The 24,295-nt window shown below is 39.7% G+C and carries 25 protein-coding genes; 9 read left to right on the top strand and 16 right to left on the bottom strand.

The window, feature by feature from the left end:
- Nucleotides 1-45: 45 nt before the first annotated feature.
- Nucleotides 46-1,257, top strand: coding sequence for a M20 family metallopeptidase (locus ACQKMH_RS14155; RefSeq protein ID WP_427588146.1), 1,212 nt, complete (start codon nucleotides 46-48; stop codon nucleotides 1,255-1,257).
- Between the two features lie 28 nt (nucleotides 1,258-1,285).
- Here the strand turns inward: ACQKMH_RS14155 and ACQKMH_RS14160 are convergent, their stop codons facing one another.
- From ACQKMH_RS14160 to ACQKMH_RS14170, 3 genes are all read right to left on the bottom strand, one after another.
- Nucleotides 1,286-1,990, bottom strand: coding sequence for an EcsC family protein (locus ACQKMH_RS14160; protein WP_427588147.1), 705 nt, complete (start codon nucleotides 1,988-1,990; stop codon nucleotides 1,286-1,288).
- A 106-nt stretch (nucleotides 1,991-2,096) separates the two neighbouring features.
- Nucleotides 2,097-3,305 carry an ABC transporter permease gene (locus ACQKMH_RS14165; RefSeq protein ID WP_427588148.1) on the bottom strand — a complete coding sequence of 403 codons (1,209 nt, stop codon included), beginning with the start codon at nucleotides 3,303-3,305 and terminating at the stop codon, nucleotides 2,097-2,099.
- Nucleotides 3,298-4,041, bottom strand: a complete 744-nt coding sequence (locus ACQKMH_RS14170; RefSeq protein ID WP_427588149.1) for an ABC transporter ATP-binding protein — start codon at nucleotides 4,039-4,041, stop codon at nucleotides 3,298-3,300. The genes ACQKMH_RS14165 and ACQKMH_RS14170 overlap by 8 nt, the downstream gene beginning before the upstream one ends.
- A 666-nt stretch (nucleotides 4,042-4,707) precedes the next feature.
- On the opposite strand from ACQKMH_RS14170, the gene ACQKMH_RS14175 reads away from it, so the two are divergent.
- The 5 genes from ACQKMH_RS14175 to ACQKMH_RS14195 all read left to right on the top strand — a co-directional run bounded on the left by ACQKMH_RS14175 (nucleotide 4,708) and on the right by ACQKMH_RS14195 (nucleotide 8,857).
- Nucleotides 4,708-5,130: an HIT family protein gene (locus ACQKMH_RS14175; RefSeq protein ID WP_427588150.1), complete on the top strand. Its 423-nt coding sequence runs from the start codon at nucleotides 4,708-4,710 to the stop codon at nucleotides 5,128-5,130.
- A gap of 247 nt (nucleotides 5,131-5,377) precedes the next feature.
- Entirely contained in the window at nucleotides 5,378-6,481 is a 1,104-nt protein-coding gene (gene serC, locus ACQKMH_RS14180; RefSeq protein WP_427588151.1) for a 3-phosphoserine/phosphohydroxythreonine transaminase, read from the top strand.
- A 127-nt stretch (nucleotides 6,482-6,608) separates the two neighbouring features.
- Nucleotides 6,609-7,127 (top strand): tryptophan transporter, encoded by a 519-nt coding sequence (locus ACQKMH_RS14185; RefSeq protein WP_427588152.1) that lies wholly within the window; start codon nucleotides 6,609-6,611, stop codon nucleotides 7,125-7,127.
- 597 nt (nucleotides 7,128-7,724) lie between these two features.
- Complete coding sequence (locus ACQKMH_RS14190) at nucleotides 7,725-8,087, top strand: YtxH domain-containing protein (RefSeq protein ID WP_230158575.1); 363 nt, start codon at nucleotides 7,725-7,727, stop codon at nucleotides 8,085-8,087.
- Between the two features lie 191 nt (nucleotides 8,088-8,278).
- Nucleotides 8,279-8,857, top strand: a complete 579-nt coding sequence (locus ACQKMH_RS14195; RefSeq protein WP_230158572.1) for an HTH-type transcriptional regulator Hpr — start codon at nucleotides 8,279-8,281, stop codon at nucleotides 8,855-8,857.
- 2 nt (nucleotides 8,858-8,859) lie between these two features.
- On the opposite strand, the gene ACQKMH_RS14200 is transcribed toward ACQKMH_RS14195, so the two are convergent.
- Nucleotides 8,860-9,186 carry a DUF1878 family protein gene (locus ACQKMH_RS14200; RefSeq protein ID WP_427588153.1) on the bottom strand — a complete coding sequence of 109 codons (327 nt, stop codon included), beginning with the start codon at nucleotides 9,184-9,186 and terminating at the stop codon, nucleotides 8,860-8,862.
- Nucleotides 9,187-9,582: 396 nt separating this feature from the next.
- On the opposite strand from ACQKMH_RS14200, the gene ACQKMH_RS14205 reads away from it, so the two are divergent.
- The gene (locus tag ACQKMH_RS14205) at nucleotides 9,583-9,969 is read left to right on the top strand and encodes a DUF3267 domain-containing protein (protein WP_427588514.1); all 387 of its coding nucleotides are present in this window, start codon (nucleotides 9,583-9,585) and stop codon (nucleotides 9,967-9,969) included.
- Nucleotides 9,970-10,372: 403 nt separating this feature from the next.
- Here ACQKMH_RS14205 and ACQKMH_RS14210 read toward each other — a convergent pair whose 3' ends face one another.
- Complete coding sequence (locus tag ACQKMH_RS14210; RefSeq protein WP_061462016.1) at nucleotides 10,373-10,456, bottom strand: YjcZ family sporulation protein; 84 nt, start codon at nucleotides 10,454-10,456, stop codon at nucleotides 10,373-10,375.
- A gap of 185 nt (nucleotides 10,457-10,641) precedes the next feature.
- Entirely contained in the window at nucleotides 10,642-10,725 is an 84-nt protein-coding gene (locus ACQKMH_RS14215; protein ID WP_083450669.1) for a YjcZ family sporulation protein, read from the bottom strand.
- 199 nt (nucleotides 10,726-10,924) lie between these two features.
- Here ACQKMH_RS14215 and ACQKMH_RS14220 point away from each other — a divergent pair, with 199 nt between their 5' ends.
- Nucleotides 10,925-11,791: a peptidylprolyl isomerase gene (locus ACQKMH_RS14220; protein ID WP_427588154.1), complete on the top strand. Its 867-nt coding sequence runs from the start codon at nucleotides 10,925-10,927 to the stop codon at nucleotides 11,789-11,791.
- 46 nt (nucleotides 11,792-11,837) lie between these two features.
- On the opposite strand, the gene ACQKMH_RS14225 is transcribed toward ACQKMH_RS14220, so the two are convergent.
- From ACQKMH_RS14225 to cysK, 8 genes are all read right to left on the bottom strand, one after another.
- Nucleotides 11,838-12,029, bottom strand: coding sequence for a sporulation YhaL family protein (locus ACQKMH_RS14225; protein WP_427588155.1), 192 nt, complete (start codon nucleotides 12,027-12,029; stop codon nucleotides 11,838-11,840).
- 99 nt (nucleotides 12,030-12,128) lie between these two features.
- Nucleotides 12,129-13,067: a 3'-5' exoribonuclease YhaM gene (gene yhaM, locus ACQKMH_RS14230; protein WP_230158554.1), complete on the bottom strand. Its 939-nt coding sequence runs from the start codon at nucleotides 13,065-13,067 to the stop codon at nucleotides 12,129-12,131.
- A gap of 179 nt (nucleotides 13,068-13,246) precedes the next feature.
- Nucleotides 13,247-13,945, bottom strand: a complete 699-nt coding sequence (locus tag ACQKMH_RS14235) for a (2Fe-2S)-binding protein (RefSeq protein ID WP_427588156.1) — start codon at nucleotides 13,943-13,945, stop codon at nucleotides 13,247-13,249.
- The gene (locus ACQKMH_RS14240; protein ID WP_427588157.1) at nucleotides 13,938-14,762 is read right to left on the bottom strand and encodes an ABC transporter ATP-binding protein; all 825 of its coding nucleotides are present in this window, start codon (nucleotides 14,760-14,762) and stop codon (nucleotides 13,938-13,940) included. The genes ACQKMH_RS14235 and ACQKMH_RS14240 overlap by 8 nt, the downstream gene beginning before the upstream one ends.
- Before the next feature lie 271 nt (nucleotides 14,763-15,033).
- Entirely contained in the window at nucleotides 15,034-15,441 is a 408-nt protein-coding gene (locus ACQKMH_RS14245) for a hypothetical protein (protein WP_427588515.1), read from the bottom strand.
- Nucleotides 15,442-15,483: 42 nt separating this feature from the next.
- On the bottom strand, nucleotides 15,484-18,504 hold the full coding sequence (locus tag ACQKMH_RS14250; RefSeq protein WP_427588158.1) for an AAA family ATPase: 3,021 nt from the start codon (nucleotides 18,502-18,504) through the stop codon (nucleotides 15,484-15,486).
- A gap of 21 nt (nucleotides 18,505-18,525) precedes the next feature.
- Nucleotides 18,526-19,728 (bottom strand): metallophosphoesterase family protein, encoded by a 1,203-nt coding sequence (locus tag ACQKMH_RS14255; RefSeq protein WP_427588516.1) that lies wholly within the window; start codon nucleotides 19,726-19,728, stop codon nucleotides 18,526-18,528.
- 196 nt (nucleotides 19,729-19,924) lie between these two features.
- The gene (gene cysK, locus ACQKMH_RS14260; protein ID WP_427588159.1) at nucleotides 19,925-20,848 is read right to left on the bottom strand and encodes a cysteine synthase A; all 924 of its coding nucleotides are present in this window, start codon (nucleotides 20,846-20,848) and stop codon (nucleotides 19,925-19,927) included.
- A 337-nt stretch (nucleotides 20,849-21,185) separates the two neighbouring features.
- Between cysK and ACQKMH_RS14265 the strand changes: the two genes are divergently transcribed.
- A complete protein-coding gene (locus tag ACQKMH_RS14265) occupies nucleotides 21,186-21,374 on the top strand; it encodes a YhzD family protein (RefSeq protein ID WP_427588160.1) in 189 nt (62 codons plus the stop codon).
- Nucleotides 21,375-21,728: 354 nt separating this feature from the next.
- On the opposite strand, the gene ACQKMH_RS14270 is transcribed toward ACQKMH_RS14265, so the two are convergent.
- Together ACQKMH_RS14270 and ACQKMH_RS14275 are read right to left on the bottom strand one after the other, a co-directional pair.
- Complete coding sequence (locus ACQKMH_RS14270; protein WP_427588517.1) at nucleotides 21,729-22,520, bottom strand: enoyl-CoA hydratase; 792 nt, start codon at nucleotides 22,518-22,520, stop codon at nucleotides 21,729-21,731.
- Nucleotides 22,521-22,621: 101 nt separating this feature from the next.
- A complete protein-coding gene (locus ACQKMH_RS14275) occupies nucleotides 22,622-24,238 on the bottom strand; it encodes a long-chain fatty acid--CoA ligase (protein WP_427588161.1) in 1,617 nt (538 codons plus the stop codon).
- Nucleotides 24,239-24,295 lie beyond the last annotated feature (57 nt).

A 24,295-nucleotide genomic window follows, 5' to 3' on the forward strand; every position in this document is an offset into this window, starting at 1 on the left:
TATGATATACTATTTACAATTAAACCAATCATTGGGAGGGGCAAAATGATACAGCGATTACATGATCTTCTAGATGGTTCATATGAAGAAATGGTCTCAATCAGGCGTTATCTTCATCAATATCCTGAGCTTTCTTTTCAAGAAACCCAAACGGCAGCCTTCATCGCTGACTATTATGAAAAACTTGGAATCGAATACCGGACGAATGTAGGCGGTAATGGTGTTATTGCCAAAGTTACTGGTATTAAGCCTGGTAAAACCGTAGCTTTGCGCGCTGATTTCGACGCCTTACCCATTCAAGATGAAAAAGAAGTTCCCTATAAATCCACCGTACCTGGGGTAATGCATGCGTGTGGACACGATGGCCATACAGCGACACTCCTTGTCCTTGCAAAAAATCTGAATGAACTGAAGGATGAGCTCGAGGGTGAATATATATTTATCCACCAGCATGCTGAAGAATATGCTCCCGGGGGGGCCAAACCGATGATTGAGGCTGGCTGCCTTGATGGGGTGGATGTAATTTTCGGCACCCATTTATGGGCTACGGTCCCTACCGGAACAGTCCAATACGCTTATGGACCCCTTATGGCAGCTGCTGACCGTTTTGAAATCATCATTCAAGGGCAGGGCGGACATGGAGCACAGCCGCATAAAACCCGTGATGCAATCGTAGTCGGCTCTCAGCTAGTCATAGCCCTACAGCAAATCGTGAGTCGACGCCTTAACCCAATAGATTCTGCAGTCATTACCGTCGGTTCCTTTGTAGCGGATAATGCCTTTAACGTCATTGCAGATAAGGCTAAAATAATCGGGACCGTCCGCACTTTCAAAGAAGATGTCCGTTCATTTATAAGTGAAGAAATAGAGCGGATTGTTAAAGGAACGTGCCTAGCTGCGGACTGTACGTATGATTATCAATATTTCCAAGGATATCCTGCTGTTATCCCACACGATGAGGAAACGAAATTCCTTATCGAAAGCACTGAGTCAATCAGGGAAGTTTTGATTACAGAGGAAATTGACCCGGATATGACAGGGGAGGATTTTTCTTATTATTTACAAAATGTGAAAGGTACATTCTTCTTTACTGGCGCCAGACCAAACAATGAACATACATATCCGCATCATCATCCTTTGTTTGACATCGATGAAAAAGCGATGCTCATTGCAGCCAAAATATTAGGCACGGCAGCTGTAACCTATCACAATAAGAAACAATCCTCGCAAAAGGTGAATGAATCTTTATTGCGGTAATGATGAAGGGACGGGTTTTCCCCGTCCCTTACTCTTTTAGAAGTCTGATTCGGTAACAATTGACAGCTGTCTCCCCGAGCTGTTCCAACAAATGATGGTTGGCATATGCACCGACGGCTGCCCCAAACCCTGGGACTAGCTGGAATATTTTGATGACATCGATGTGATCGCGATATTCCTGCTGAAATTCTTGCCAATCTATTTCCGGCCATTTCCCTGAATCCCATTCTTCTATTATTGTTAATGTTTCCATCCTTTTTTCCTCGCTTGAAAACGCCATTTGAAAGATATGAAGAATGAACAGGCGTTCCTCATACTTATTTGGATCAAAACCGTATATACGGGATATCTCAAATAATAACTTCATCTTAATGCTAAGGAGCAAAGGGAAATCAGCCATCCCGATTAAAAGCCCTGCCGCTCCAGTCCCTACACCTTCTATAACGGCCGTTTTTCGATATGCATTTACGGTTTCTGCAACCCATTCTTCTTTTTGCTGTAAGGATAGAAGCATGACATTTCTTTCTTTAGACATATATTTCGAACCTGATAATACGGCCTCTATCATGCCTTTAATACTTTCAGTAATCATTTTTTGCACTTGGTCTGGAATATAGCTATTCACTTTGATCTGCACCTTTTTGGACATCCGCTCAAGCCTGCCGGATTTCTTGGCTACTTTCTTTTTCCATGATACTAGTTCCGATAATGCCTGTTGTTCATATTCATCCATCTTTTAACACCTCCATTGAATATGTATATACCCCCTTCATGCCTTTTAGTTTCAATTTTCACTTCTTAAAAGAAAAAGCTGATTTTATGAAAAATCAGCTTCCGGCTTAAAAGTTTTTAATTTTCTTTGTTGCATAATTTTTAAAACCGAATAAGAAAACAAGACCCATCGCCAATGCAGCCAAAGCAGACATCCATTCTCCTTTCACTAGAAGGACCATGCAAAAGACGATGTCTTCAAATAATAGGAAATAAGAAATAAGCTTAATGACAGCAGACTCTCTCATTTTTGAAGGCAATGGATACAATGAGACCCACACTTTCCATTCATGTACCTTCCAAATCGGCAGCAGTTGTAGGGCTGTCATGAAAAGGAACATAAAAATCAATATCAAATGCGCCCATATGTTAGTGAATACAACTAAAATGACGGACCCAATGATAGTTAAACGAAAACAAAGTCCCACATAATCATTGGATCGCAACAAAGTACGGGCATATAGATAATTATAAGTTGATCTCTCACCATACGGGATGAATGATAAAAGCCAGTCCATCCATTTCCTTCTTGCTACCTTTCCTTTCAAATGGGGAACATCAGTAAACATGTTTGCAATTCGATAAAAAGAATTCATCCGTTTATTCTCCAATTCAACCAGCCGTTCCCACTTCAATACAAAATCCTTAGTTGCACTTCGGTAATACATGTAGAGCCCTAATAATAATAGGATGGTTATCAGAGCAAACAGTATATTCGCCCTTGAACAGATGAAATAGAGCACCACTCCATTAAGGATAAAACGGATGAGTGAGTCCCAATGGCCCACTGATGTATCCTGATATTTCAATACCTGCCATCGCATGGTTAAATTCAAAAATTTCATAACCAGCAATACAATAAGGATGAACCCAAAGTCTTTACCGCTTGCATCCGTAACTTTCGTATACATCGGTAAAAAAACAATTAATACGACCAGCAGGATAAAACCTTGCATAACCCAACTTAACAACAGTGAATTTTTGAAATAGCTTTTCAATTTCGTTTCAAGCGGCAACAGGAATACGGTATCCGGTTCTTTCAAAAAAGTATTTATCGGGCTTCTGGTTACAATGATTGATAAAACAATGGCCATGATCCATTCAGCAGGAAAATCACGGTCTAACGTTTTCACCCAATCGCTGTAATAGTAAGCCAAACCTCCAAGGACCAACACCATGACGAAAACAAGATGTCCATTAAAAATATAGCGAAGATATTTTTGCGTTTCATTTATATAGCCTAAATATCTTTCCTTCCAGAGATTTTGACTATTCATGTCCAATTTCTTCTTTCGTCAATTGAATATATAAATCGTCAAGCGTTGCCCCCGGCATGGAAAATTGTTCCCTAAGCTGCTCCAGATTGCCTTTTGCGCGGATTTCCCCATTATGCAGGATGATGAAAGAATCACAATACCGCTCGGCTGTTGCCAGTATGTGTGTGGACATTAAAATTCCCGCTCCACTCTCTTTCGTTTTCCTCATCAAATCAAGCAAAGATTGAATGCCTAATGGATCAAGACCTACGAAGGGTTCGTCCACGATATATAAAGATGGCTGTACTAAAAAGGCGCACATAATCATGACCTTTTGTTTCATCCCTTTTGAAAAATGGGCCGGAAACCATTTAAGTCTTTTCTCCATATGGAATTCCTTTAACAGAAATTCCATTCTTTCTTTATATGTAGCTTCCTCCAACCCATGCGCCATGGCCGTCAGCTTTAAATGCTCCTCGAGTGTCAGCTCATCATATAAGATCGGCGTTTCTGGAACATAAGTGAATTGTTTACGGTATGTATCCGGGTCCTGTGCAAGTGTTTTACCATGGATCGAGACACTTCCGCTTTTTGGCTCCATGAGTCCGATGATATGTTTAATTGTCGTACTTTTCCCTGCCCCATTGAGCCCGATTAACCCCACTAGCTCATTTGGTTGAATGTCAAAACTTATTCCTTTTAAAACGGGCGTTTTCGTGTATCCGCCGACTAATTGATTAATTTCCAATAAGGACATTTTAACGACCCTTTCTATATAGAGGTTCTTGATTCCATTTTACCAAATTCTCCTGCTTTTATATAGTCGAGTGTTCCGTGTTAAAATTTCCATAAATAACTAATTATATTTTTCCCGTAAAGTGGCCATCATAATTAAGGAAGAAGGGGTTAGTCATTACGAGTGATTCACATCATATTGTAAATGAGGTGTCAGTTAAAGACGTATTACACTGAAATGCCCAAATGTTTTCTTACAAATGATTCACATCATATTGTAAATGAGGTGTCAGTTAAAGACGTATAACTGAATTAAACCAGAAGCTTCATTTAAAAAAATCGTTTCGAGCAGGGAGATGGTTCTCTTGCACGTAAAAGCAGAAAAATCATTCAATAATTATCAATTATGCTTTAAAAGTTGATGAAACTTTAAAGATATAGGAGATGGTTGCTTTGAATGGAAAATCTCTAATCAGATAACCATATTTTACTTTAATGTAGATGAGGTGTTTGTCGCAGAGAATTTATGCTAATGCGAATTTTGAAGCTAAAGCTAAATCCCCCCCTTTTTCAAATGAGCAGGGTGCAACTTAATGTTGCATCCTGTTTTTATGATTTTTTCTTTTCTCAAGGATTCATGCTATGGTACGATTAACCAAATACATTTACTTTTAAAGGAGCGTTTTTAATGAGTGATTGCATTTTTTGCAAAATAATCGATGGGGAAATTCCGAGTACCAAAGTTTTCGAAAATGAACATGTACTGGCTTTTCTCGATATCAGTCAAGTAACAAAAGGCCATACACTGGTTATTCCTAAAGTACATAAAGAAAACCTCTATGAGTTAACACCTGAAATTGCCAAGGATCTATTTGAAGTGGTTCCGGAAATCGCCCGTGCGATGAAACAGGAATTCCAACCTGTAGGCTTGAATCTTTTAAATAATAATGGGGAAGCAGCAGGGCAGTCCGTTTTCCACTTTCATATGCATTTAATTCCGCGATATGGTGAGGGTGACGGCTATGGTGCTGTTTGGAAAACAAATGCCCGTGATTATACACCTGATGACCTGAAACAAATCGCTGATTCCATTGCGCAGCATATTAAATGACTAAGAATGTATTCTTACCCCCTTTTTAAAAGATCGGCAAAATAACGTCATCTATAGTTTTGATCCAAAAACATTAATCCTGACTTGGTCCTCACTTCAAAGTGCTGGACCTTTTTTTATTTGGCCATATATTCCAACAAGTTGTCCACTTAAAATTCTAAATTTTCCTCCTATTGAATTTAGTTTTCTGGTAGGATATATAAATAGACTTTATACTTTAACACATTGTCGTATAGGAGGAAAAAAATTGAAACGTGCACGCAATTTTAACGCTGGGCCAGCCGCCCTTCCCTTAGAAGTTTTACAAAGAGCCCAAAACGAATGGTTGAATATTGAGGATTCCGGTATGTCCGTCATGGAATTAAGCCACCGAAGTGCTGAATTCGAAAAAATTCATAACCATGCCCTTCAATCATTAAGAGACCTTTTGGAAATTCCTGAAAATTATGAAGTTCTTCTACTGCAAGGAGGAGCAAGTCTTCAATTTTCCATGATTCCCATGAACATTTTGAATGATGAAAAAAGGGCAGATTATGTCCTTACTGGTTCTTGGTCGGAAAAAGCATTAAAAGAAGCAAAAAAAGTTGGTAAAACGGCGGTAGTCGCTTCATCCAAAGATGATAAATATACGTTCATACCTAAAGTTGAAGACATCCAAGTGAATGATGATGCTGCGTATCTTCATATCACAAGCAATAATACGATATACGGAACGCAATGGAAGGACTTCCCGAATACAGGCGACGTTCCTTTAGTAGCCGATATGTCAAGTGATATTCTAAGCAAAAAAATTGATGTTAGTAAATTCGGCATCATATATGCAGGTGCACAAAAGAATCTAGGTCCGTCGGGAATCACAGTCGTTATCATCCGTAAAGATTTAATAACGGATAATGAGAAAATCCCATCCATGATGAACTATTCTATCCATTCGAAAAATAACTCTTTATACAACACACCTCCGACATTGGCCATTTACTTATTGTCCCTTGTTTTGGACTGGGCAAAAGAGCAGGGCGGCGTAGATAAGATTGAAAAAAACAATGAAGAAAAAGCAAAAGTCATCTACGATGCCATCGACGGAAGCGGTGGATTTTATAAAGGCCATGCCCTACCCGACAGCCGTTCATTGATGAATGTAACGTTCACGCTTCCATCTGAAGAAGCTGAAACTCAATTCCTTAAAGAAGTGAAGCAAGCCGGATTCGTAGGACTGAACGGTCACCGTTCCATCGGAGGCTGCAGAGCATCCATTTATAATGCAGTCCCTCTATCCCATTGCCAGGACCTTGCCAATTTCATGAAAAAGTTCCAGGAATCTTATAAAGCGAAGGAAGCTCAAACTCTTTAATTTCAAACAAATATACCTTCAAAAAAAATAGGTCTTATGATATACTATTTTAAACTTCTTGCAACAGGCAATAGTGCATTGTTGAAGAAAAGATGTTAGTTGAGATGAGAATAGGAGAGATGAGTAAATGAAAACGAAAACCCTTGTGTCGCTGTCCCTATTAATCGGGATTGGGGCTGCCCTGCATTTTATCGTTCCTGGATTCTTCCTTGGAATGAAACCGGATATGATGTTGTTGATGCTGTTTTTGGCGATTACACTTTTTCCCGCAAAGAAGAATGTATTCATTGTCGCCTTGGCTGCTGGAGCCATCTCGGCCATGACAACTACATTTCCTGGAGGACAGATCCCAAATATCATAGACAAGTTGGTAACAGCCTTTCTGTTTTATCTTTTATTCATCAGTCTTAAGAAGTTTTCAACATCCGTTGTCACCGTTAGTATCTTGACTGCCGTAGGAACAATGATTTCCGGCGCTGTCTTCCTTGGTTCGGCTTATTATATCGTTTCCCTTCCAGGGCCTTTCGTTGCACTTTTCGGCGCTGTTGTACTTCCTGCCGTACTGCTAAATACAGTTGCGATGGTCATCATTTATCCAATTGTGAACGGCATCGTAAGAAAATCGAATATACCTGTTAATGCTTAAGCTAGCTTGAGTATCATATTAAAAAAAAGCACCGGAATGCCCGGTGCTTTTTTTTCACTCTTATGGATCTGGGAGTCCGTCAGGATCATCCTATAAGGGTCAGTGAATCAATACCCACATAAACCAAATGAAAAGCAATAACACCCCGGGAAGACCCAAAACGTAAGCTCTGGCCTGGAGCGCCCTCTTAGGCGGATAGATGCTGGGTGTTTTCGCTTTCCTTAAAAAATACCCCATACCGCACAGGCATATCAGGCCTAATAAAAAAATGATTTTCATTATTAACCCACCAGTGCCATCTATTTTCCGACAGCTTGTTTTTACTATCTATATGCTGCCCTTTCCTTTATATGAAGCATTTTCAATAAAGCTTCAAGTTATTTTTAAATATTATATATTTACTCTCTAAGTTTAAAAAAATATTTTTGTGATATAAAGATAAAATGGTCGATTCTCTTCCATAAGGATGAAAATTATGGTATTTTGTTATCAATAGTATTTCTATCCCTATTTATCATAATTTCCAATTGATGTTTTTTTCAGCAGGGATTTAGACCATATAAAGCGAAAACAATACTATAAAATGAGGTGATCCTATTGAAAGCAAAATCATTACTAATTGGCTTTTTAACTGGAACAGTCGTAGCCGGTGCAGCAACCTTACTTTCAACACCAAGTTCAGGTAAAGACTTAAGGACTCGCATCAAAACAAATACGGAAGAAATTAAGAATACCATTGAAGAATTAAAGGTAAAAATGCTAAACATTAAAGATGACACGATGGAAGCTACACAAATAAGCAAAGAAACGGTAAAGACTTTCATTTCGGATGTTCAAATCGTCATCGAGAACTGGAAGCAGGAAATCGAACCGAACAAGAACGAATTATTGAAGAACGTTCAAGAAATCGAAAATTCATTAAAAGAATTGGAAACAGCCATCCCTTCTCCTAAAAATTAAAGCTTGATATCGCAACACAAGCCAGGTTCTCCATTTTTCCCAATTAATTACATGATTTTTTTGGACAAAAATGGAGAATTAATTAAAAAAGCTAAAATTTTCTAAAAATTTTGCAAATATTTATCTTTATTAATTTTTATTTTATTGTCATAATAAATATACAGAATCTTATAAGTAGGTGAGCCCATAAAATGCAGAATAAAAATTATTCTATGAAAGAAGCAATGATTTTTAGTCAACGAATTGCACAATTAAGCAAAGCATTATGGAAATCGATTGAAAAAGATTGGCAGCAATGGATTAAGCCTTATGATTTAAATATCAATGAGCACCATATTCTTTGGATTGCCTACCATCTTAATGGCTCTTCCATTTCAGACGTTGCAAAATTTGGGGTCATGCATGTTTCTACGGCATTTAACTTTTCAAAAAAATTAGAAGAACGCGGGTTTTTAACATTTTCAAAGAAAGAAAATGACAAAAGGAATACGTATATAGAAATCACCCCTGAAGGTGAAAGGATTCTTCTTGATTTAATGGAGACATACGACCCAAGTAAGAACTCTGCTTTCTCAGGTGCACTTCCCCTTCGCGAACTTTACGGTAAGTTTCCGGATATGATTGAAATGATGGCTGTCATCCGTAATATATACGGTGAAGATTTCATGCAAATCTTTGAACGGTCCTTCGATAATATTGATCAGGAGTTTACTGATGTGGAGGGTAAAATTACAAAAAAAAAGATAGAGAAAGAAACTGAGCCAGTTTAATCTCACACTCTATCCATTTCCTTCATGAATGATACATATAAACCTTGTGATAGGCATGCATCTATGCATTCCTTTATGGTTATTTTTGGATTAACCTTTCTTTCAAATTGATTAAAAAGCGGTCGAAAGTTCATGAACCCTTCCGCTTTTTCTATTTCATAGCGTTTGCTCAAGATATCACATGTTTCCAATAATTCTTCCGCTTCCTTCTTCGTGAAATTTTTTTCCACAAAAAGAAAGTCCAACTTGGCTTCCGGATTGCGTATCAGGTTTAATAAAAGCCGCTGATGAAAACGGAGTATTTCTATTTCTTCATTCATATTTCTCATATATCATTAATCCCCAATCAATCATTCAATTTTAACTTAAAAGGTTTAAAAACATTGGAAATTCCTGCTCAAAAATCCGCCTATTCTGTCGTTCGAAAACCCGGTCTTATGCATCTTAAGCCTTCTTCCGTCCTGAAGTGAATATTCTCTTATAACTAAATCCAATAATTCTATTGCTATTTCCCCCCATTCATCGTAATGTATGTAAGTAAATTCAACAGTCTTTGGAGGGCTGATTTCGAAATGAATTCGTGGAAATCAATTGACCTGGCAAAACAGTATGGGAATTGCCGTCTGATCCTTTTTTCAGTTTTTACAATATTGATGTCTTTTGTTCTGATCTATACAATATTAAGTTTCTTTACATCCCATATTGTTTTGTATGACGACCAAACAATGGTATTTTTTAGCCTTTTGCTTTTATTATATCCTGTTCACAAACTATTACACTATTTACCCTTACGATTATTATGTAAAAAAGTAAAAACTTCTTGGTCCTTGAAGTGGAACCTTGTGCTTACATGCAATGTTAATGTGCATCATCCGATTCGAAAGCACCTATATCTCTTGACCCTTGTGTTACCTTTCTTCATTATGTCTGTTATTTTAATTGGTTGTGCCATTAGTTTTCCACATTACATTCATTATTTCACTATTTTATTATCCCTGCATACCGGATTATGTGTATCGGATTTCATTTATATAAAAAACCTGGTTGGTTCCCCAGGACATTCTTATATCGAAGAACATCGAGAAGGATATGACATACTTATTCAAAAGTGATTTCATGAACATCCATAAAGATTCATGATAAGATTTTTTGGTATCTTTTTTCATTATAATTTGGTATCGTATTTATACATGATGTTTTGCAAGGAGGGATTTAGGCTTTGATCTCGTTCTGGTTTATTATTTTTGCTATTTTGATCTTTTATAATATTAATAGAATGACAAACTCTTTATGTATTCAAAAGGAAATTGCTGAAGACCGGCAGCCTAAAGTATTCAGGACCATTAATGTATTAATTACTATTATGTTATTATCCTCCTATATTGAAATTTTGTATACGTAGAGATGAGCAACAAATGATGACCAATCATTTGTTACATACATTGGTGATACCCGGAGCATTATCCACATAAAGAAAAAGGGCGAAGCGGTCTGCTTCGCCTTTTGTTTATGGGTTTATAACCAAGAAGCTCCAATGATTATTAACAGGATGAAAAGAACGACAATTAGAGCAAAGCCTCCACCTATTCCTCCAGACATTGATCTTCCTCCTTTCCATTCTTAAGTACCAGCAATTTAATGCGCGCTCTTATATCCGCCAAAAGGAATCCATTCCTTTCATAGCTTGAAAAACATTTCAATCATTTTCTGTTGAGCGGCTACCCTATCCTATTCAACTCCACGGCAAAAGGAGTGGGCACTTTCATTATTAATTTTGCAATCGATTAGCAAAATGCTGCTCCTACAATTATTAATAAAATGAATAACACCACTAACAAAGCGAAACCTCCGTTAAATCCATTACCCATTCTGCTACCTCCTTTTGATGTCCTCGATGTATCATATGTAATCGTTTATAATTTGGGTAGGCGTACACCCATTTTTCAAAATTTCTTATTGATACATCAATATATTATTTTTTGTAAAGTAACCAGAATATGTTATAGTTAATTTTGTGGAATTACAAAGAATAGCAAATCAGAAACTTAAAACTAGGAGTTGTTTTTAATGAAGAAATGGGCATTATCGATTGCTGTTACTGCAGGGCTGATCGGACTTACAGCATGCAACAGCGACAAGGAAGCAGTCGTGGAAACTAAAGCGGGAGATATATCTAAAGAAGAATTCTACAATGTCATGAAAGACCGTTATGGTGAAACCGTTCTTCAAGAACTTGTTTATGAAAAAGTTCTTTCCGAAAAATATACAGTGACGGATAAAGAAGTTAACGCTAAAGCGGACGAGCTTAAAGAACAAATGGGTGAAAATTTTGAAACGGCCCTAGCCTCTTCCGGATATAAGAGTGAAGATGATCTTAAACGTGCCCTTAAAATCGGCATGCTTCAAGAAAAAGCAGCTGTTGCTGATATTACTGTAAAAGAAGCTGATGTAAAGAAAGCTTATGAAGACTATAAACCACAAATCAAAGCGAGACATATTCTTGTAAAAGACCAAAAAACGGCTGATGAAGTTAAAGCTAAATTGGACAAAGGCGAAGACTTCGCTAAACTTGCAAAAGAATATTCAACAGACACAGGAACAGCTGAAAAAGGCGGAGAGCTAGGCTGGTTCGGTCAAGGTGAAATGGTTCCTGCTTTTGAAGAACAAGCATACAAAATGAAGAAAGATGAAATCAGCAAACCGGTTAAATCCGATTATGGCTACCACATCATCCAACTTGAAGATATAAAAGAAAAGAAATCATACAAAGATATGAAAAAAGATCTTGAATATGATTTGAAAGTCGCTCAAATTGACCAAACTAAAGTTCAAGATATATTGAATGCAGAAGTTAAAAAAGCGGACGTGAAGATTAAAGATAAAGATCTAAAAGATGCCATTACTTCTGGTGATGCAACTAAAGCAGAAAAATAATTCGATAGTAAAAAGCGACAGGACTTTGTCCTGTCGCTTTTTATCATCATTCAGCTATGCTCCCCTGATTTATATCCTTTTTACGCCTCTCACGCTCTTCTTCCATACGTTCAATATACTTCTGACCTTCCTTCTCGATCCAAGCATCATCTATTAGGCGTTCCTGCCTAGCTGTCCAAATTGACATGACTGCACTGACAATTATTCCAATAAACACGAACCAAATCCAAATTGGCATGTCCATTCCCTCCCAAAAAATCTACTATTCATTTACTAGAGAATATGCGTGAATAAAAAAAATATGCTTCTTTCCACGTCGGGAAAGAAGCATATTTTTTTAAAATGTTGGTTTATAGAATGACCGGTTATCGAGCGCGAAGACTCTTTCCGTAAATTCACCCGGTTTCACCTTTTCCAAGGCCCGATCCATCATATTTATCTTGGCATCCATGTTATCAATATAATGCAACACTTCAGCTTCCCTCACCATTGGCGGCTTGGGACTGCCCCATTCCGCTTTGCCATGATGGCTTAATATCAAGTGCTTGAGAATCATGATTTCTTCTGCTTCTATCCCCAATTCCTCTGCAGCTTTACCGACTTCATTTACCATGATGGTGATATGACCTAACAGGTTTCCTTCCACGGTATAAACAGTCGATACAGGTCCAGATAGCTCATGTACCTTCCCAAGGTCATGCAGAATGACCCCCGCATACAAAAGATCTCTATTGAGCGAAGGATAGAGGCTTGAAATGGCCTTAGCCAGCCCCAGCATCGATACCACGTGATAGGCGAGTCCCGACAAATACTCATGGTGGTTCTTGGTGGCAGCAGGAAACGTCAGGAATTCATTCTGATACTTCTTAATAAGGTGTCTAGTCACTCTTTGGATATTCGGATTCCTCATTTCAAAAATGAATTGAGTGATCGTTTCCATCATTTCTTCCTGACTTAAAGGTGCCGTTTGAATCAAATCCGCTTTTGTGACGCCATCAGCATCTGAAGTGATTCTAATATTACGGATTTTCAATTGGCTGCGCCCTCGATAATTTTGGACTTCCCCTTGAACTTTCACCGTGGCTTCCGAGCTGTAGGTTTTCTCATCTGCCTCGGAAACATCCCATAGCTTTGCCTCTATTTCCCCGGTTTTATCACACAAAATCAATGTTAAAAACGGCTTTCCATTACTTGCAACCGCTTTTGTACTCGTTTTAATATACATATATATATCTACTACTTCACCAATTCCGTAGTGAATGATCCCATTTCCCATGCGACTGCCTCCGTTCAATTAAATATCAACATTATAACATATCAACCCGGCCAGTGCGTTTAGTTTCGTTAATAAGTGATAGACAATTTGAAGGAAAAAAAGACTGGGCGGCTGCCACTTTTTTCACACCACAAGAAAGCCAGCCTTGAACCCAAGCCTGGCTTTGTAATCGATCTTATTCAACAGTTCTTGTTCGGACAATACGCGCATTTTTCCTGGCCCTCAATCCGGTAATATAAACAGCATGTCACCCGTTTATAAGGATTCATGGACTCTTCGACGGTTTTTGCCCCAATGAATCGTTTAAACGGTGAATGCTTTTCAATATTCAGCCATACTTCATCTTCAAGCAACTTTACAATGTCCGTTTCAACACGTGTCTTTATATCAGTCTGCTTCAGTAACTCACTATACATCCATACCGTATAGCTCCAAATAGTTTCCCATAGTATAAGTTTCGATATTCTAGTCGTTTTAGAAAGCGGGTGAATCGCTTCTGCACCAAACCTGGTTAATATGGACTGGAGGGCAATAGAGCTTTCCTTTTCTTGAACATCGCTCCACTGGTTAGTTTTCAACAAAAAATGCGGCAGCCAATGTTCATCTTCGGGATCATCCAAAACGGCAATGTCCCCTAATGTGCCCTCCCAAATGAGCCGGTGTTTACTGACCATGTACAATTGTGCCGTAACAAAAAAAGCGTACCGTCTGAACCACATTGAAATGGCTATTCTTGTCGTTTCCGCCCCTGTACGGGCCTGGGCATACTGAATCAGCTCATCTAGATGATCAAAGGTCTTGGAAGCTTTGGCTTTATCTCGTAAGGATATGCGATATCCCTTCAGCTCTTTTTCGATAGTAGGTGTGAGGTTATGCATTGGCGAGCGCTTTTACCTGACTTTGAGCGTAACGGCCTTTACCAAACGGGATGCACATCGGGCTACCGAAAATCGGATCAAAGGAAATTTGACATTCCATGCCGAAGACATGCTTTACCAATCCAGGCGTGATGATATCCTCCGGCCGGCCTTGAGCAAGTATCGCTCCTTCTTTAAGTGCCACCAGATTATCCGCATAACGGCAAGCCAAATTCAAATCATGAAGCACCATCACGATTGTTCGGTTCTCCAACTCATTCAAGTCAAACAATAAATCCAAAATCTCGATTTGATGAGTCATATCGAGATATGTAGTCGGTTCATCCAACAATATGATGTCCGTGTCTTGAGCCAGTGTCATCGCTATCCATGCACGCTGCTTCTGGCCTCCCGATAATTCATCGACTGCCCGATCCTTCAATTCGGACAGGTTCGTTGCTTCGATTGCCTTTTGAACTTTCTCTTCATCCACGGAACTCCACTGTTTCAACCAACTTTGGTAAGGATATCTTCCTTGCTTCACAAGTTGATAGACTGTAAGTCCTTCAGGAGCAATCGGCGACTGTGGAAGAATCGCCATCTTTCTTGCTACATCCTTCGATGACATGGTTGAAATCGCTTTGCCTTCAAGTAAAACTGAGCCGGATTGCGGTTTTAATAAGCGGGCAACCGACCTAAGCAGTGTTGATTTCCCACACCCATTAGCACCGATGAACACGGTGATTTCCCCACGTGGTAATTCTATATTCATATCATTTATAATTAATTTATCACCATAACCGAGCGATAGAGACTGAGTGTTAATAGCTGGTCGCATTAATATACTCCCCTTATTAATCTAATAATACCAGTTTAATGAAAATGATTCTCACTGTCAATCTTAAAAAAGAATATAATCCATAAACTGCGTGTCATCCTAGGTAAACATTCATGTGTAAAAAAGATTAGACCCTCATTTCAGATCTTTTGCACAGCTTCCAAATGAATGTTTCATTCGTTCATGCTTCTACATAGAGACATTCTCCTGTCGGAACCATCGAACAGTTTCATATAGCGAATAAAGAAAAGCCCTCCATTCGGAGAGCATTTTAACCGACCAAAAGGCGATTTGTACAATGTGCAAGGGATTCCTTTCTAATGAAGATAAATAAATCCTGAAGGATATAAGGGATTAATCCTTCGGCGATGTTCCAGGCATTGACTTCTATTTGATAAAGGATTTCTGATTTTCCCGTACTGTATAGCTCCTTACTCAGTACGTCAAGATCCGGGTCCAACGCGTGACCCATTTCATGTGTGAGGATGATCCATGTATATTCCTCAAGCTTTTCAAGCGAGCCAAGAGAGCGTTCACACTGTATTTCGATATCTCTCTTATATAAAGTGATCATATGTCCTTCGGCAGAATACTTTCCCCCCACACACCGTTTATCAGGGAACTCCTTTTCGATGATTAACATTAATGAAGAATCATGTTGGCTTACAAACTCAACCATATTCACTGACTTCACTCTCTTTTATTTATAGTTTATTTCCCATTATATTTCGGGGATAATCAAATCATTCATATTTGGGCGTAACACGGAACTTGATAGACGAATTATTTGGTTTTCCCTAAAATGCTCCAATACATGCCGATGGCAAGTAAAAAAGAAAATTTGCCGCTTTTCCGAAACTTTTTTCAATAACTCAAGCATCCGTTTTGTCCTTTCCGAATCAAAATTGACGAAACTATCATCAATGATGAGAGGGAATGAATCATTTTCAAAAGTATGATCAGCAAGTGCGAGCCTTAGGGACACATAAATTTGCTCTGCTGTCCCGCGGCTGACCTCTTCAGCCCTAAAGTTCAAGCCGTCTCTACGCTGTACCCAAATCCCATCACCCGACTGATCCAGGATGATCTTTTGGTAGCACCCTTTCGTTAAAAAGGAAAAATGCCGCTCAGCATCAGCGATAACCTTCGGAAGTCGTTCCCTTTTATATCGGTCCAAGGTTTTATTCAATAAGCTTTTGGCTATTGCCAATTTCGCCCATTCCTTCGCTTCTTCGTTGAATGCCGCTTTTTCTTCATAAAAACGATGAAGTAAGTCGTCATAAATTCCTGAAGCTTCAAGCTGCTTTATCCTTTGCTTCGTTTCAGACTGTTTCTCCAATAAAAGTGACTTAGAATTTACGGAATCCTTCCGTTTCCTTTCTAAATGTTCAAATGTATATGTAGTGATTCCCTGCTTTAGGTAAGTTTGAATTTGCTCAGGTTCCATTCTTGATTGTCCTATTTGAACATTGATCAAATCAAGCTGTTTTTGCAAAGATACATTCCTCTCGGACAAAACTGCGTTATGTCTGAACTCTTCCTCACCCTTTACCTTCGCTAACTCAAAAAGCTGCTCCATTTCCGCATCTAGATAGTCTTTTTCCATCGTCAACTGCTCGATTTCGTTCACCAAACGGTCCCGTTCCTTCATCCATTGTGTTAGTTGAACGGAGAACTCCACCGCTTTGTTCATTTCCCGCTTTAAAAGGGCTATTGCTTCCCTCCATGTGGATGGCTCAAAATCAAGGCTGTGGGCAAAATGAAATAAAGCCTTCACTTTACCTTCAAACTCTGCATGTAAAAATTGGTACTGCTTGATTGTTTCATATTTTCTTTCAATGGCTCCCTTCCATTTCTCCAGCAGTTCAAATACAGATTCAAGATTGATTTCCACTCTGGGATAAGACATGCCCCAATCGCTTAAGATGCTGCTCACCTCTTTATCCAGCCGATCCCTGCCAGCTTCCCAAGAGGCATATTCCTGGATGGTCGATTCGAATGCTTCCTCTCGTTCTTTGTATTTGAATCTTTCATTCTCAAGCTGCCTTTGAAGACGGTGGTCCAGCTCAAGCAACTGTCCCATCGACTCTCCTTCACTCTCTCTTTTTGCTTCACTCGCAATTACAGACCTTTTCTTTTTTGCCTCCTCCAATTGCTTACTATACCCGGACAATATATCATCACCTTTGAAGAAAGACTTGGAAACCGCAAACAGAACAGCCACTGCCAGAAGTATCATTCCCAACAGTATTTGTTCACTGAAATAGCTTTTGATCGCACCTAAACATAGTAATACGATAAAACCGCCATTCATGAAAAGTGAACGTTTTCGGTTATGCGCTTCCTTCTTTTTTTGTAATGACCATTGTTTTTCAAGTTCGAGTATTTGTTCATCAAGGATAATGCTTTTGGCTGCTTCAAGTTCGAAGCTATGTTGCTTGTTGAATAAAGATTCCAGTTTGCTTCTTTTTTCTTCTGGCATTATCTGGGCCTTAATCTCCTTCAAGCGGGCTTCCGTCGTTTCCAAACTTCCCTTTTGCAGTCCATATTTCTCATCAAGCTGTTTTTTAACATTTTGGAGATGATGCTTTTCCCTCTCTGCCCTTTTGGTCTTTTCCTTCATGAATGTACTGATATCGAGTTTTCTGATTTCATCATCAGATACATCCAAGAATAATTCCTGCTTCACCTTTTCGATATTCTTTTCTTCCATCAGCTTTTCAAGTTTTGCTTTGCGCATATCCAGCTCAAGCTTCTCCAGCAATGTTCCTTGATCGACTGCATGTTCAATCTGCTCTTTATGTTCCTTGATGAAATGATTGATTTCGATTTCGGCGAGATTTCCTTCAAGTTTGGCCATTTTCTCCGTCAATGCAGCTAAATGGGCTTTCATAGGCACTCCAACTGCCTGTAGCTGTTCAAGCCTTTTTAAACCATCAACAGGAAAACTTACATCCTTGATTTTACTTATTTCAGTTTCAAGTTCATCCTTTTCTTCAACCAACGGTTTAATTCGCAAAAAAGTACTCATGGTAACAAGGTTTTCTTCAATTTCTTGAATATCTTCCGTGATCTCAGAGAGCTCCACCTTTATTTTTGTCTCTTCCTGAAGTAATGCCGTATATGACTGCTGTTCTTCTTCTGATGCTTTTACCTTTTTCTGCAATTCCCTAAGTTCTTTTAACCTCACATTCAGTAGAGGTTTTTGGCCTGATGGCTTGAACCTTAAATCCAGCTCTTTTTGCAATTTCGTTTCGGCTTCAAGAAGTTTATCGTTCCCGATCAGCCCGGCTGAAAGCAGATATTTACTCATCGTTCCTTCACTTAGTGTATGTAACCCCTGCAGGCCTTGAAGATTGAAAGAAAAAATGGCTTGGTAATAGTTTTTATCAACGCCATGGAGAATATCATTCAGCTCGTCCTCGCCGCCAACCCTTCCATCTTCGAAAGTTACTTTTACATCCCCAGTAGCTTTCCCCTTCACTCGTTCAATAACGATTTCCCCATCTTTTTTTGTTATGAGACTAAGCCTTCCCCCATACTTGGCATGCATTTTGGGCTCGTAACGCGGTTCGTTTTGAACCTTTGTCGGAAAACCAAATAGAATACTATGAATGAAGGACATGATGGTGGACTTGCCTGATTCATTTTCGCCAAAGAAAATCTGCAGCTGCCCCAATTCAGGAAAACGCTGATTTTCCAGTTTACCATAACCATAAACATGGAGGTCTTTAATAATCAAATCTCTTCCTCCTATCTGTACCTATTTATTCTGTTCAAACACATGCAAAAGCCAGCTTTCCGCTTCATCCAAAAGCTCCCTCTGCTCATCGAACTCTATGACATCAAGATATCTTCTTGCACCTGGGAGATTATAAAGCGGGGCCAGAGCAGCCTCTGTATCATCAAATTCAGAAGCCAGCATGGATACCTCAGCCATAAATGGCGATATCCTTTCATTTGTCCTGATCATTGGCACGGACTGGATGACTTTGATTTTATAGACCCAGACAAACGTTTCAGCTTGCTCTTCTTCCTGTAAAATCCGGGTCAATTCCTCAAGATATTCCCCGCAAGCGTCCGCTGCTCCCCCAACATCCAACTTCATTTCCAAAAGATAGCTTCTTCCATCGAAACCCTTTTGCTCAATTACTTCCCTGCATTGCTTGTACAGGGCATCAAATCCTCCATCAGCTGATGGTTTAATCGTTACACTATCCCATATCACCTCAGAGGTTTCAATAAAAGAATGACGCTTCGTATCACCGTCGAGTTCGACCAGCAGGCAACCTTTTACACCACACTCCTTGCGGTTCCTGCCTTGAATATTTCCTGAGTAAATCACAAGCGGATCTTCTGAAACAACCTGATGCTTATGAATATGGCCTAATGCCCAGTAATCGAAATCTTTAGCCGCAAGTTCCTTCAGAGAAAAAGGGGAATATGGGCTATGTTCGGAATGGCCTTCCAAATTCCCATGAAGCAGACCAATATGATAATCCGCCCCTTCGGCTTTTATGTAGGTTTCAATCATTCTCTCCCTTACATGACGGCGCGGATAACTGAAACCATAAAGGTGGACAGTCGTTCCATCGGTTTTTTCAAACGTTTTCACTTCCGTTTGCCCAGAAAAAACGTAAACATTATCCGGTAGCTTTACGGTAATCCATGAGCCGCTGAGATGATCATGATTTCCATGAATGATATAGGCAGGGATTTGATGTTGCTCGAGTTTTTCCATTTCGGTTCGAAAACGGACCTGTGTCCGGAGACTCCGATTTTCCCCATCAAACAGATCCCCCGACAGGACGATAAAGTCAACTCGATGGTAAATTGCTTCATTAATGATTTTTTGGAAGGCTTTAAATGGGCTTTCCCTTAATTCCTTCAATATAGATAATGGCAAATCCTTCAACCCTGAAAAAGGAGTATCCAAATGGAGATCCGCCGCATGAATGAACTTCACATTGCTCAAAAGTACCACCTCGATTTCTATCAACAATTCACTTTTAATTTTAACATGAATAGAACATACTTTCCCATACATTATCATTTTAATACATTATCAAGGGACCAGATAATCCAGTATGGGCAAATTCAACCGAAAAAAGACCGAATGGCGTGCACTTTGTGCTGTACACGGCATTCGGCCCCTTCCAATATTAGTTAAAAATATCCATGCTTAAGTAGCGTTCACCGTTATCCGGCGCAATACATAACACTCGCTTTCCACTTCCAAGACGACGGGCTTCCTGCAGGGCAGTCCAAACAGAGGCACCACCTGAAGGCCCAATGAATATCCCTTCTTTCGAAGCCATATCCTTCATGGTGGAAATGGCGTCTTCATCAGCCGCTTGAACGATTTCATCAAATACGTTTGTATTTAAAATGCTTGGGATAAAACCAGGGCTCGTACCCACTAACTTATGAGGACCAGGCTTTCCGCCTGAAAGTACAGGAGAACCCTTAGGCTCGACAACGACAACCCTTAAATCAGGCAGCTGTTCTTTTAATGCTTCACCTGTACCAGTTATCGTTCCGCCCGTTCCGGCAGTTGCGACAAACACGTCTAGCTTTCCATCCATCTGATCCATAATCTCAACGGCAGTCGTCACTCTATGAATATCAGGGTTGGCTTTGTTTTCAAATTGCTGCGGAATAAAGCTGTTAGGAATCTTTGCAGCGAGTTCCTCTGCTTTACGAATGGCTCCTGGCATCCGCTCCGATGCAGGGGTTAGCACGACTTCCGCTCCATATGCTTTTAGTATATTGATTCTTTCTTTTGACATATTATCTGGCATGACCATAATGGCCCGATAACCCTTTGCGGCAGCATTCATTGCAAGCCCTATACCTGTATTTCCAGAGGTTGGCTCTATGATAGTAGCCCCGGATTGTATGATTCCATCCAATTCAGCCTGCCTGATCAAGTTGAAGGCCGCCCGATCTTTTACGCTTCGGCTTGGATTGAAATATTCAAGCTTCACAAATACCTCCGCGTCATCCTTCCCCGTTAAATGATTAATTCTTACAACAGGTGTATCTCCTATCAATTCCGTAATATTATTCACGATTTTTACCGTCATTCAAAAAACTCCCTTCGTTCCTACACTTCCTAGATGCGCTTTTACTCTGGTTTATTATATCATTTATGATTTTTCATTTTAAAGAGAGAATTCCTCTAGTATAAATAGGTTTTGTTTTCATTCTTTCCAAACTTAAAGGAAAAAAACGATGAAGTTCGTTCGGTATAGTTATTTTCCATCATTCACCAAAAACATTTAGCTACTTATCAATATTCCCAGTGTGACTACATTTCCCTAACATAACAATAGTCAAAATTGACAGATAATGATAAAATTTTTATAACAGTTCCTGTATTTAGAAAAAAGACAGTATATTATTGATGAGGGAGTTTTGGAAATGAGCAGAATATACAAATTAACCGTTTTTGAACCGTCAGGGGAAAAACTATTGGATGAATCATTTACAGCCGAGAATGATGAACAAGCAAAAGAATTGGGACAAAATCTATTGAAAGAAAAAAACTATCTAGATCAAACACATCGCTGTACATCTCCTGCAGGAGCGCTATTGCTTTTTCATCGCTGACCGAAAATGGAAGCGCAATCATTCTAAAGAAAGGCCGTCACAATATCGTGACGGCCTACAGTTTTTTTATGGCTTGTACAATTTGGCCGTTGATTTCCGCTACAGGCACTTGCTTTCCGCGGGCGGTTCGGGTAGCCTGCGGGGTCTCCCTTGGACGCGCTTTTCCCGCAGGTGACTCGCACATCCGTTCCAATCAACTTTGTTATAACATTTAACTAGAAAACATACTTTAGGAGTTGAAGGTGTTGCTTTGGGTCAGTTGGTACGGAACATCATTTGATGAATGATACGTTTTCCGAACCCTTTTTGGCTACTAACTGAGGACTTCACTAAGGAAATGACGTCCTTTCTCATTCATTTCCCGGTGAATTTCGGTTTTCTTTTTTCCATGAAAGCCTTTATTCCTTCTTGGTGATCCGCTGTTTGACGCATTTTCATTTGAGCAGCTTTTTCAATCTCAAGCATTTTAATTAATAATGGCCGATTTTTTTCACTAAGGATTTTTTTTGTTTTGATCATAGCTTGGACCGGGCTTTCCAGCCACGCTTGTACTTTTCTCGCTACCGTCTGATCCAAAGTTCCGTCTGCCACTTCATGAATGAGACCCTTTTCTTTAGCTTCGAGCGCTGTAAGCACTTTACCTTCCCAGATTAACTCCTTTGCACCTACTTCACCAAGTCGACGCTCAAGGAAGAAGTGTCCGCCGCCATCAGGAATTAATCCAATTCCGATAAAATTCATCGCAACCTTACTTTCCGAATCTGCGATGAGATGATCAGTTGCAAGAGCTATGCTCAAGCCAAGCCCCGCCGCTGCACCATGAATGGCGCTTATGGTCAATTTAGGCATGAAATAGAGAGTGGTAACCAATTCACTGATTCCATCCATCAAGTCATCGAAAGCGTTTTCTTTATCAGATGTGAGCATCATCTTAATATCTCCACCCGCGGAAAATGCCTTCCCGTTCCCTTTTAAAATGACTACGTCCACTTCTTCTTTTTCACTTACTTCTTTAAGGGCAGAAGTTAAATCATTCAGCATTTGCGGATTTAGTGCATTCATGGCCTCTGGCCGGTTCATTGCAACAGTAGCCGTCCGTTCCGAATATGTGACTAATACTGTACCTGCAGATGATGTTGATTCAATATTCAATTTATTTCCTCCTCTAACGCTCTATGAATGTATTATATATTTTTTTATCTTTTTCGTAATAGGGTGAAAAGTTATAATTAAGTGTAAATACCCTATTATTTTTTGATATATTTATCCTGAAGCTGATCTCGCAAAGCCCTTTTCAAGAACTTCCCCACACCCGTTTTCGGAATATCATCCAAAAAGACCACTTCATCAGGTAGCCACCATTTCGCAAACTGTGGCTTTAAAAATTCGATGATGTCTTCTTGGGACACTTGCCCCTTATATGCTTCCTTCAAAACCACACAGGCAATCGGTCGTTCCTGCCATTTATCATGAGGCACTGCAATGACTGCAGCTTCAAAGATACCTTCGTGGGCCATTAATGCATTCTCTATATCTACGGAAGAAATCCACTCACCGCCGCTTTTAATCAAGTCCTTAGTCCGGTCGACGATTTTCACGAATCCTTCCTCATCTATCGTGACAACATCCCCGGTATAAAGCCAGCCATCTTTAAATGTATCCTCGGACCGCTCATCTTTAAAATACTCATTCGCTATCCAAGGACCCCTTATAAGCAATTCGCCCATTTCTTTTCCATCAGGTTTTACTTCGCCATCCTGACCAATCACTTTAATCTCAATCATTGGCGAGACAAGGCCTTGCTTGGCCTTCAACTCATAAAGTTCTTCTTCAGGGAGGTCTTCCTGATAGCTTTTTGGTTTGGAAACAAAGACGAGCGGACTTGTTTCAGTCATTCCATAGGCATGCAGGAATGGAATCCCATACTTTTGTTCAAATGTTTTAATCATGCTTTTTGGAGCAGCTGACCCTCCGCATAAAACAGCGCGAATGCTGCTCGTATCATAACTGCCTTCTTCAAGCTCCTTCAATAATCCCAGCCAAATCGTCGGGACTCCTGCTGCAATTGTGACCCTCTCCGTTTCTACAAGCTCGGCCAAAATTTTCGGGGTGAAATAGGGTCCCGGCAAAACCATTTTAGTTCCAAACCAAACGCTGGCAAAAGGCATGCCCCAAGCATTTACATGGAACATTGGCACGACTGGAAGTGCCACATCCCGTTCGCTTACTGCCGTAGAATCGGCAAGCCCCAGTGCAATCGCATGCAGCAAAATCCCGCGATGAGAGTAAACCACACCTTTTGGATTGCCGGTCGTGGCGGAAGTATAACATATGCCGGCTGGAGCATTTTCATCTAAACCTTGGATGAATGGCTGTTTCGGATTCCCTTCCGCTAATAATTTTTCATAATGATAAATAGGTGAAAGGGACGTTTCAGGCAGCTCCTCTTTATCCGTCATGATGATATATCCTTCCACCGTCGTTAACTCATCTTTAATCGCTTCCAGCAGGGGGATGACATCGGGATCAATCAGTAATAATCGATCTTCCGCACTATTGACGATATAAGAGACATGTTGTGGAGACAGACGCATATTAATCGTATGTAGGACAGCACCATGGCATGGAATCGCAAAATAGGCTTCTAAATGCCGATGATGATTCCAGGCAAGCGTTCCGATACGGTCACCTGTTTTAATACCGAATTTTTCAAGATTGCTTGCTAGCCTTCTTGTACGCTCAGCAATTTCGGCATATGTAAAAGTGTGAATTCCACCATCCGTACGCGAAACTACCTCTTTCTTCGGAAAATATTTTTCAGCTCTCTCAATGATTTGAGTCATGATCAATGGAGTATCCATCATTACAATCTCCCCCTTATAATGAAAACGTCTTCATTATATATTCGACTAGAAAAAAAA

It is taken from the genome of Peribacillus sp. NPDC097895, from assembly GCF_050277555.1.
Taxonomy (GTDB): domain Bacteria; phylum Bacillota; class Bacilli; order Bacillales; family DSM-1321; genus Peribacillus.

Excerpts from the sequence above, each read along its gene's own strand:
- ACQKMH_RS14155 (WP_427588146.1), top strand. The coding sequence starts at position 46 with ATGATACAGCGATTACATGATCTTCTAGATGGTTCATATGAAGAAATG.
- ACQKMH_RS14160 (WP_427588147.1), bottom strand. The coding sequence starts at position 1,990 with ATGGATGAATATGAACAACAGGCATTATCGGAACTAGTATCATGGAAA.
- ACQKMH_RS14165 (WP_427588148.1), bottom strand. The coding sequence starts at position 3,305 with ATGAATAGTCAAAATCTCTGGAAGGAAAGATATTTAGGCTATATAAAT.
- ACQKMH_RS14170 (WP_427588149.1), bottom strand. The coding sequence starts at position 4,041 with ATGTCCTTATTGGAAATTAATCAATTAGTCGGCGGATACACGAAAACG.
- ACQKMH_RS14175 (WP_427588150.1), top strand. The coding sequence starts at position 4,708 with ATGAGTGATTGCATTTTTTGCAAAATAATCGATGGGGAAATTCCGAGT.
- ACQKMH_RS14185 (WP_427588152.1), top strand. The coding sequence starts at position 6,609 with ATGAAAACGAAAACCCTTGTGTCGCTGTCCCTATTAATCGGGATTGGG.
- ACQKMH_RS14195 (WP_230158572.1), top strand. The coding sequence starts at position 8,279 with ATGCAGAATAAAAATTATTCTATGAAAGAAGCAATGATTTTTAGTCAA.
- ACQKMH_RS14200 (WP_427588153.1), bottom strand. The coding sequence starts at position 9,186 with ATGAGAAATATGAATGAAGAAATAGAAATACTCCGTTTTCATCAGCGG.
- ACQKMH_RS14205 (WP_427588514.1), top strand. The coding sequence starts at position 9,583 with ATGGTATTTTTTAGCCTTTTGCTTTTATTATATCCTGTTCACAAACTA.
- ACQKMH_RS14210 (WP_061462016.1), bottom strand. The coding sequence starts at position 10,456 with ATGTCTGGAGGAATAGGTGGAGGCTTTGCTCTAATTGTCGTTCTTTTC.
- ACQKMH_RS14215 (WP_083450669.1), bottom strand. The coding sequence starts at position 10,725 with ATGGGTAATGGATTTAACGGAGGTTTCGCTTTGTTAGTGGTGTTATTC.
- ACQKMH_RS14220 (WP_427588154.1), top strand. The coding sequence starts at position 10,925 with ATGAAGAAATGGGCATTATCGATTGCTGTTACTGCAGGGCTGATCGGA.
- ACQKMH_RS14225 (WP_427588155.1), bottom strand. The coding sequence starts at position 12,029 with ATGCCAATTTGGATTTGGTTCGTGTTTATTGGAATAATTGTCAGTGCA.
- yhaM (WP_230158554.1), bottom strand. The coding sequence starts at position 13,067 with ATGGGAAATGGGATCATTCACTACGGAATTGGTGAAGTAGTAGATATA.
- ACQKMH_RS14235 (WP_427588156.1), bottom strand. The coding sequence starts at position 13,945 with ATGCATAACCTCACACCTACTATCGAAAAAGAGCTGAAGGGATATCGC.
- ACQKMH_RS14240 (WP_427588157.1), bottom strand. The coding sequence starts at position 14,762 with ATGCGACCAGCTATTAACACTCAGTCTCTATCGCTCGGTTATGGTGAT.
- ACQKMH_RS14245 (WP_427588515.1), bottom strand. The coding sequence starts at position 15,441 with ATGGTTGAGTTTGTAAGCCAACATGATTCTTCATTAATGTTAATCATC.
- cysK (WP_427588159.1), bottom strand. The coding sequence starts at position 20,848 with ATGACGGTAAAAATCGTGAATAATATTACGGAATTGATAGGAGATACA.
- ACQKMH_RS14265 (WP_427588160.1), top strand. The coding sequence starts at position 21,186 with ATGAGCAGAATATACAAATTAACCGTTTTTGAACCGTCAGGGGAAAAA.
- ACQKMH_RS14275 (WP_427588161.1), bottom strand. The coding sequence starts at position 24,238 with ATGATGGATACTCCATTGATCATGACTCAAATCATTGAGAGAGCTGAA.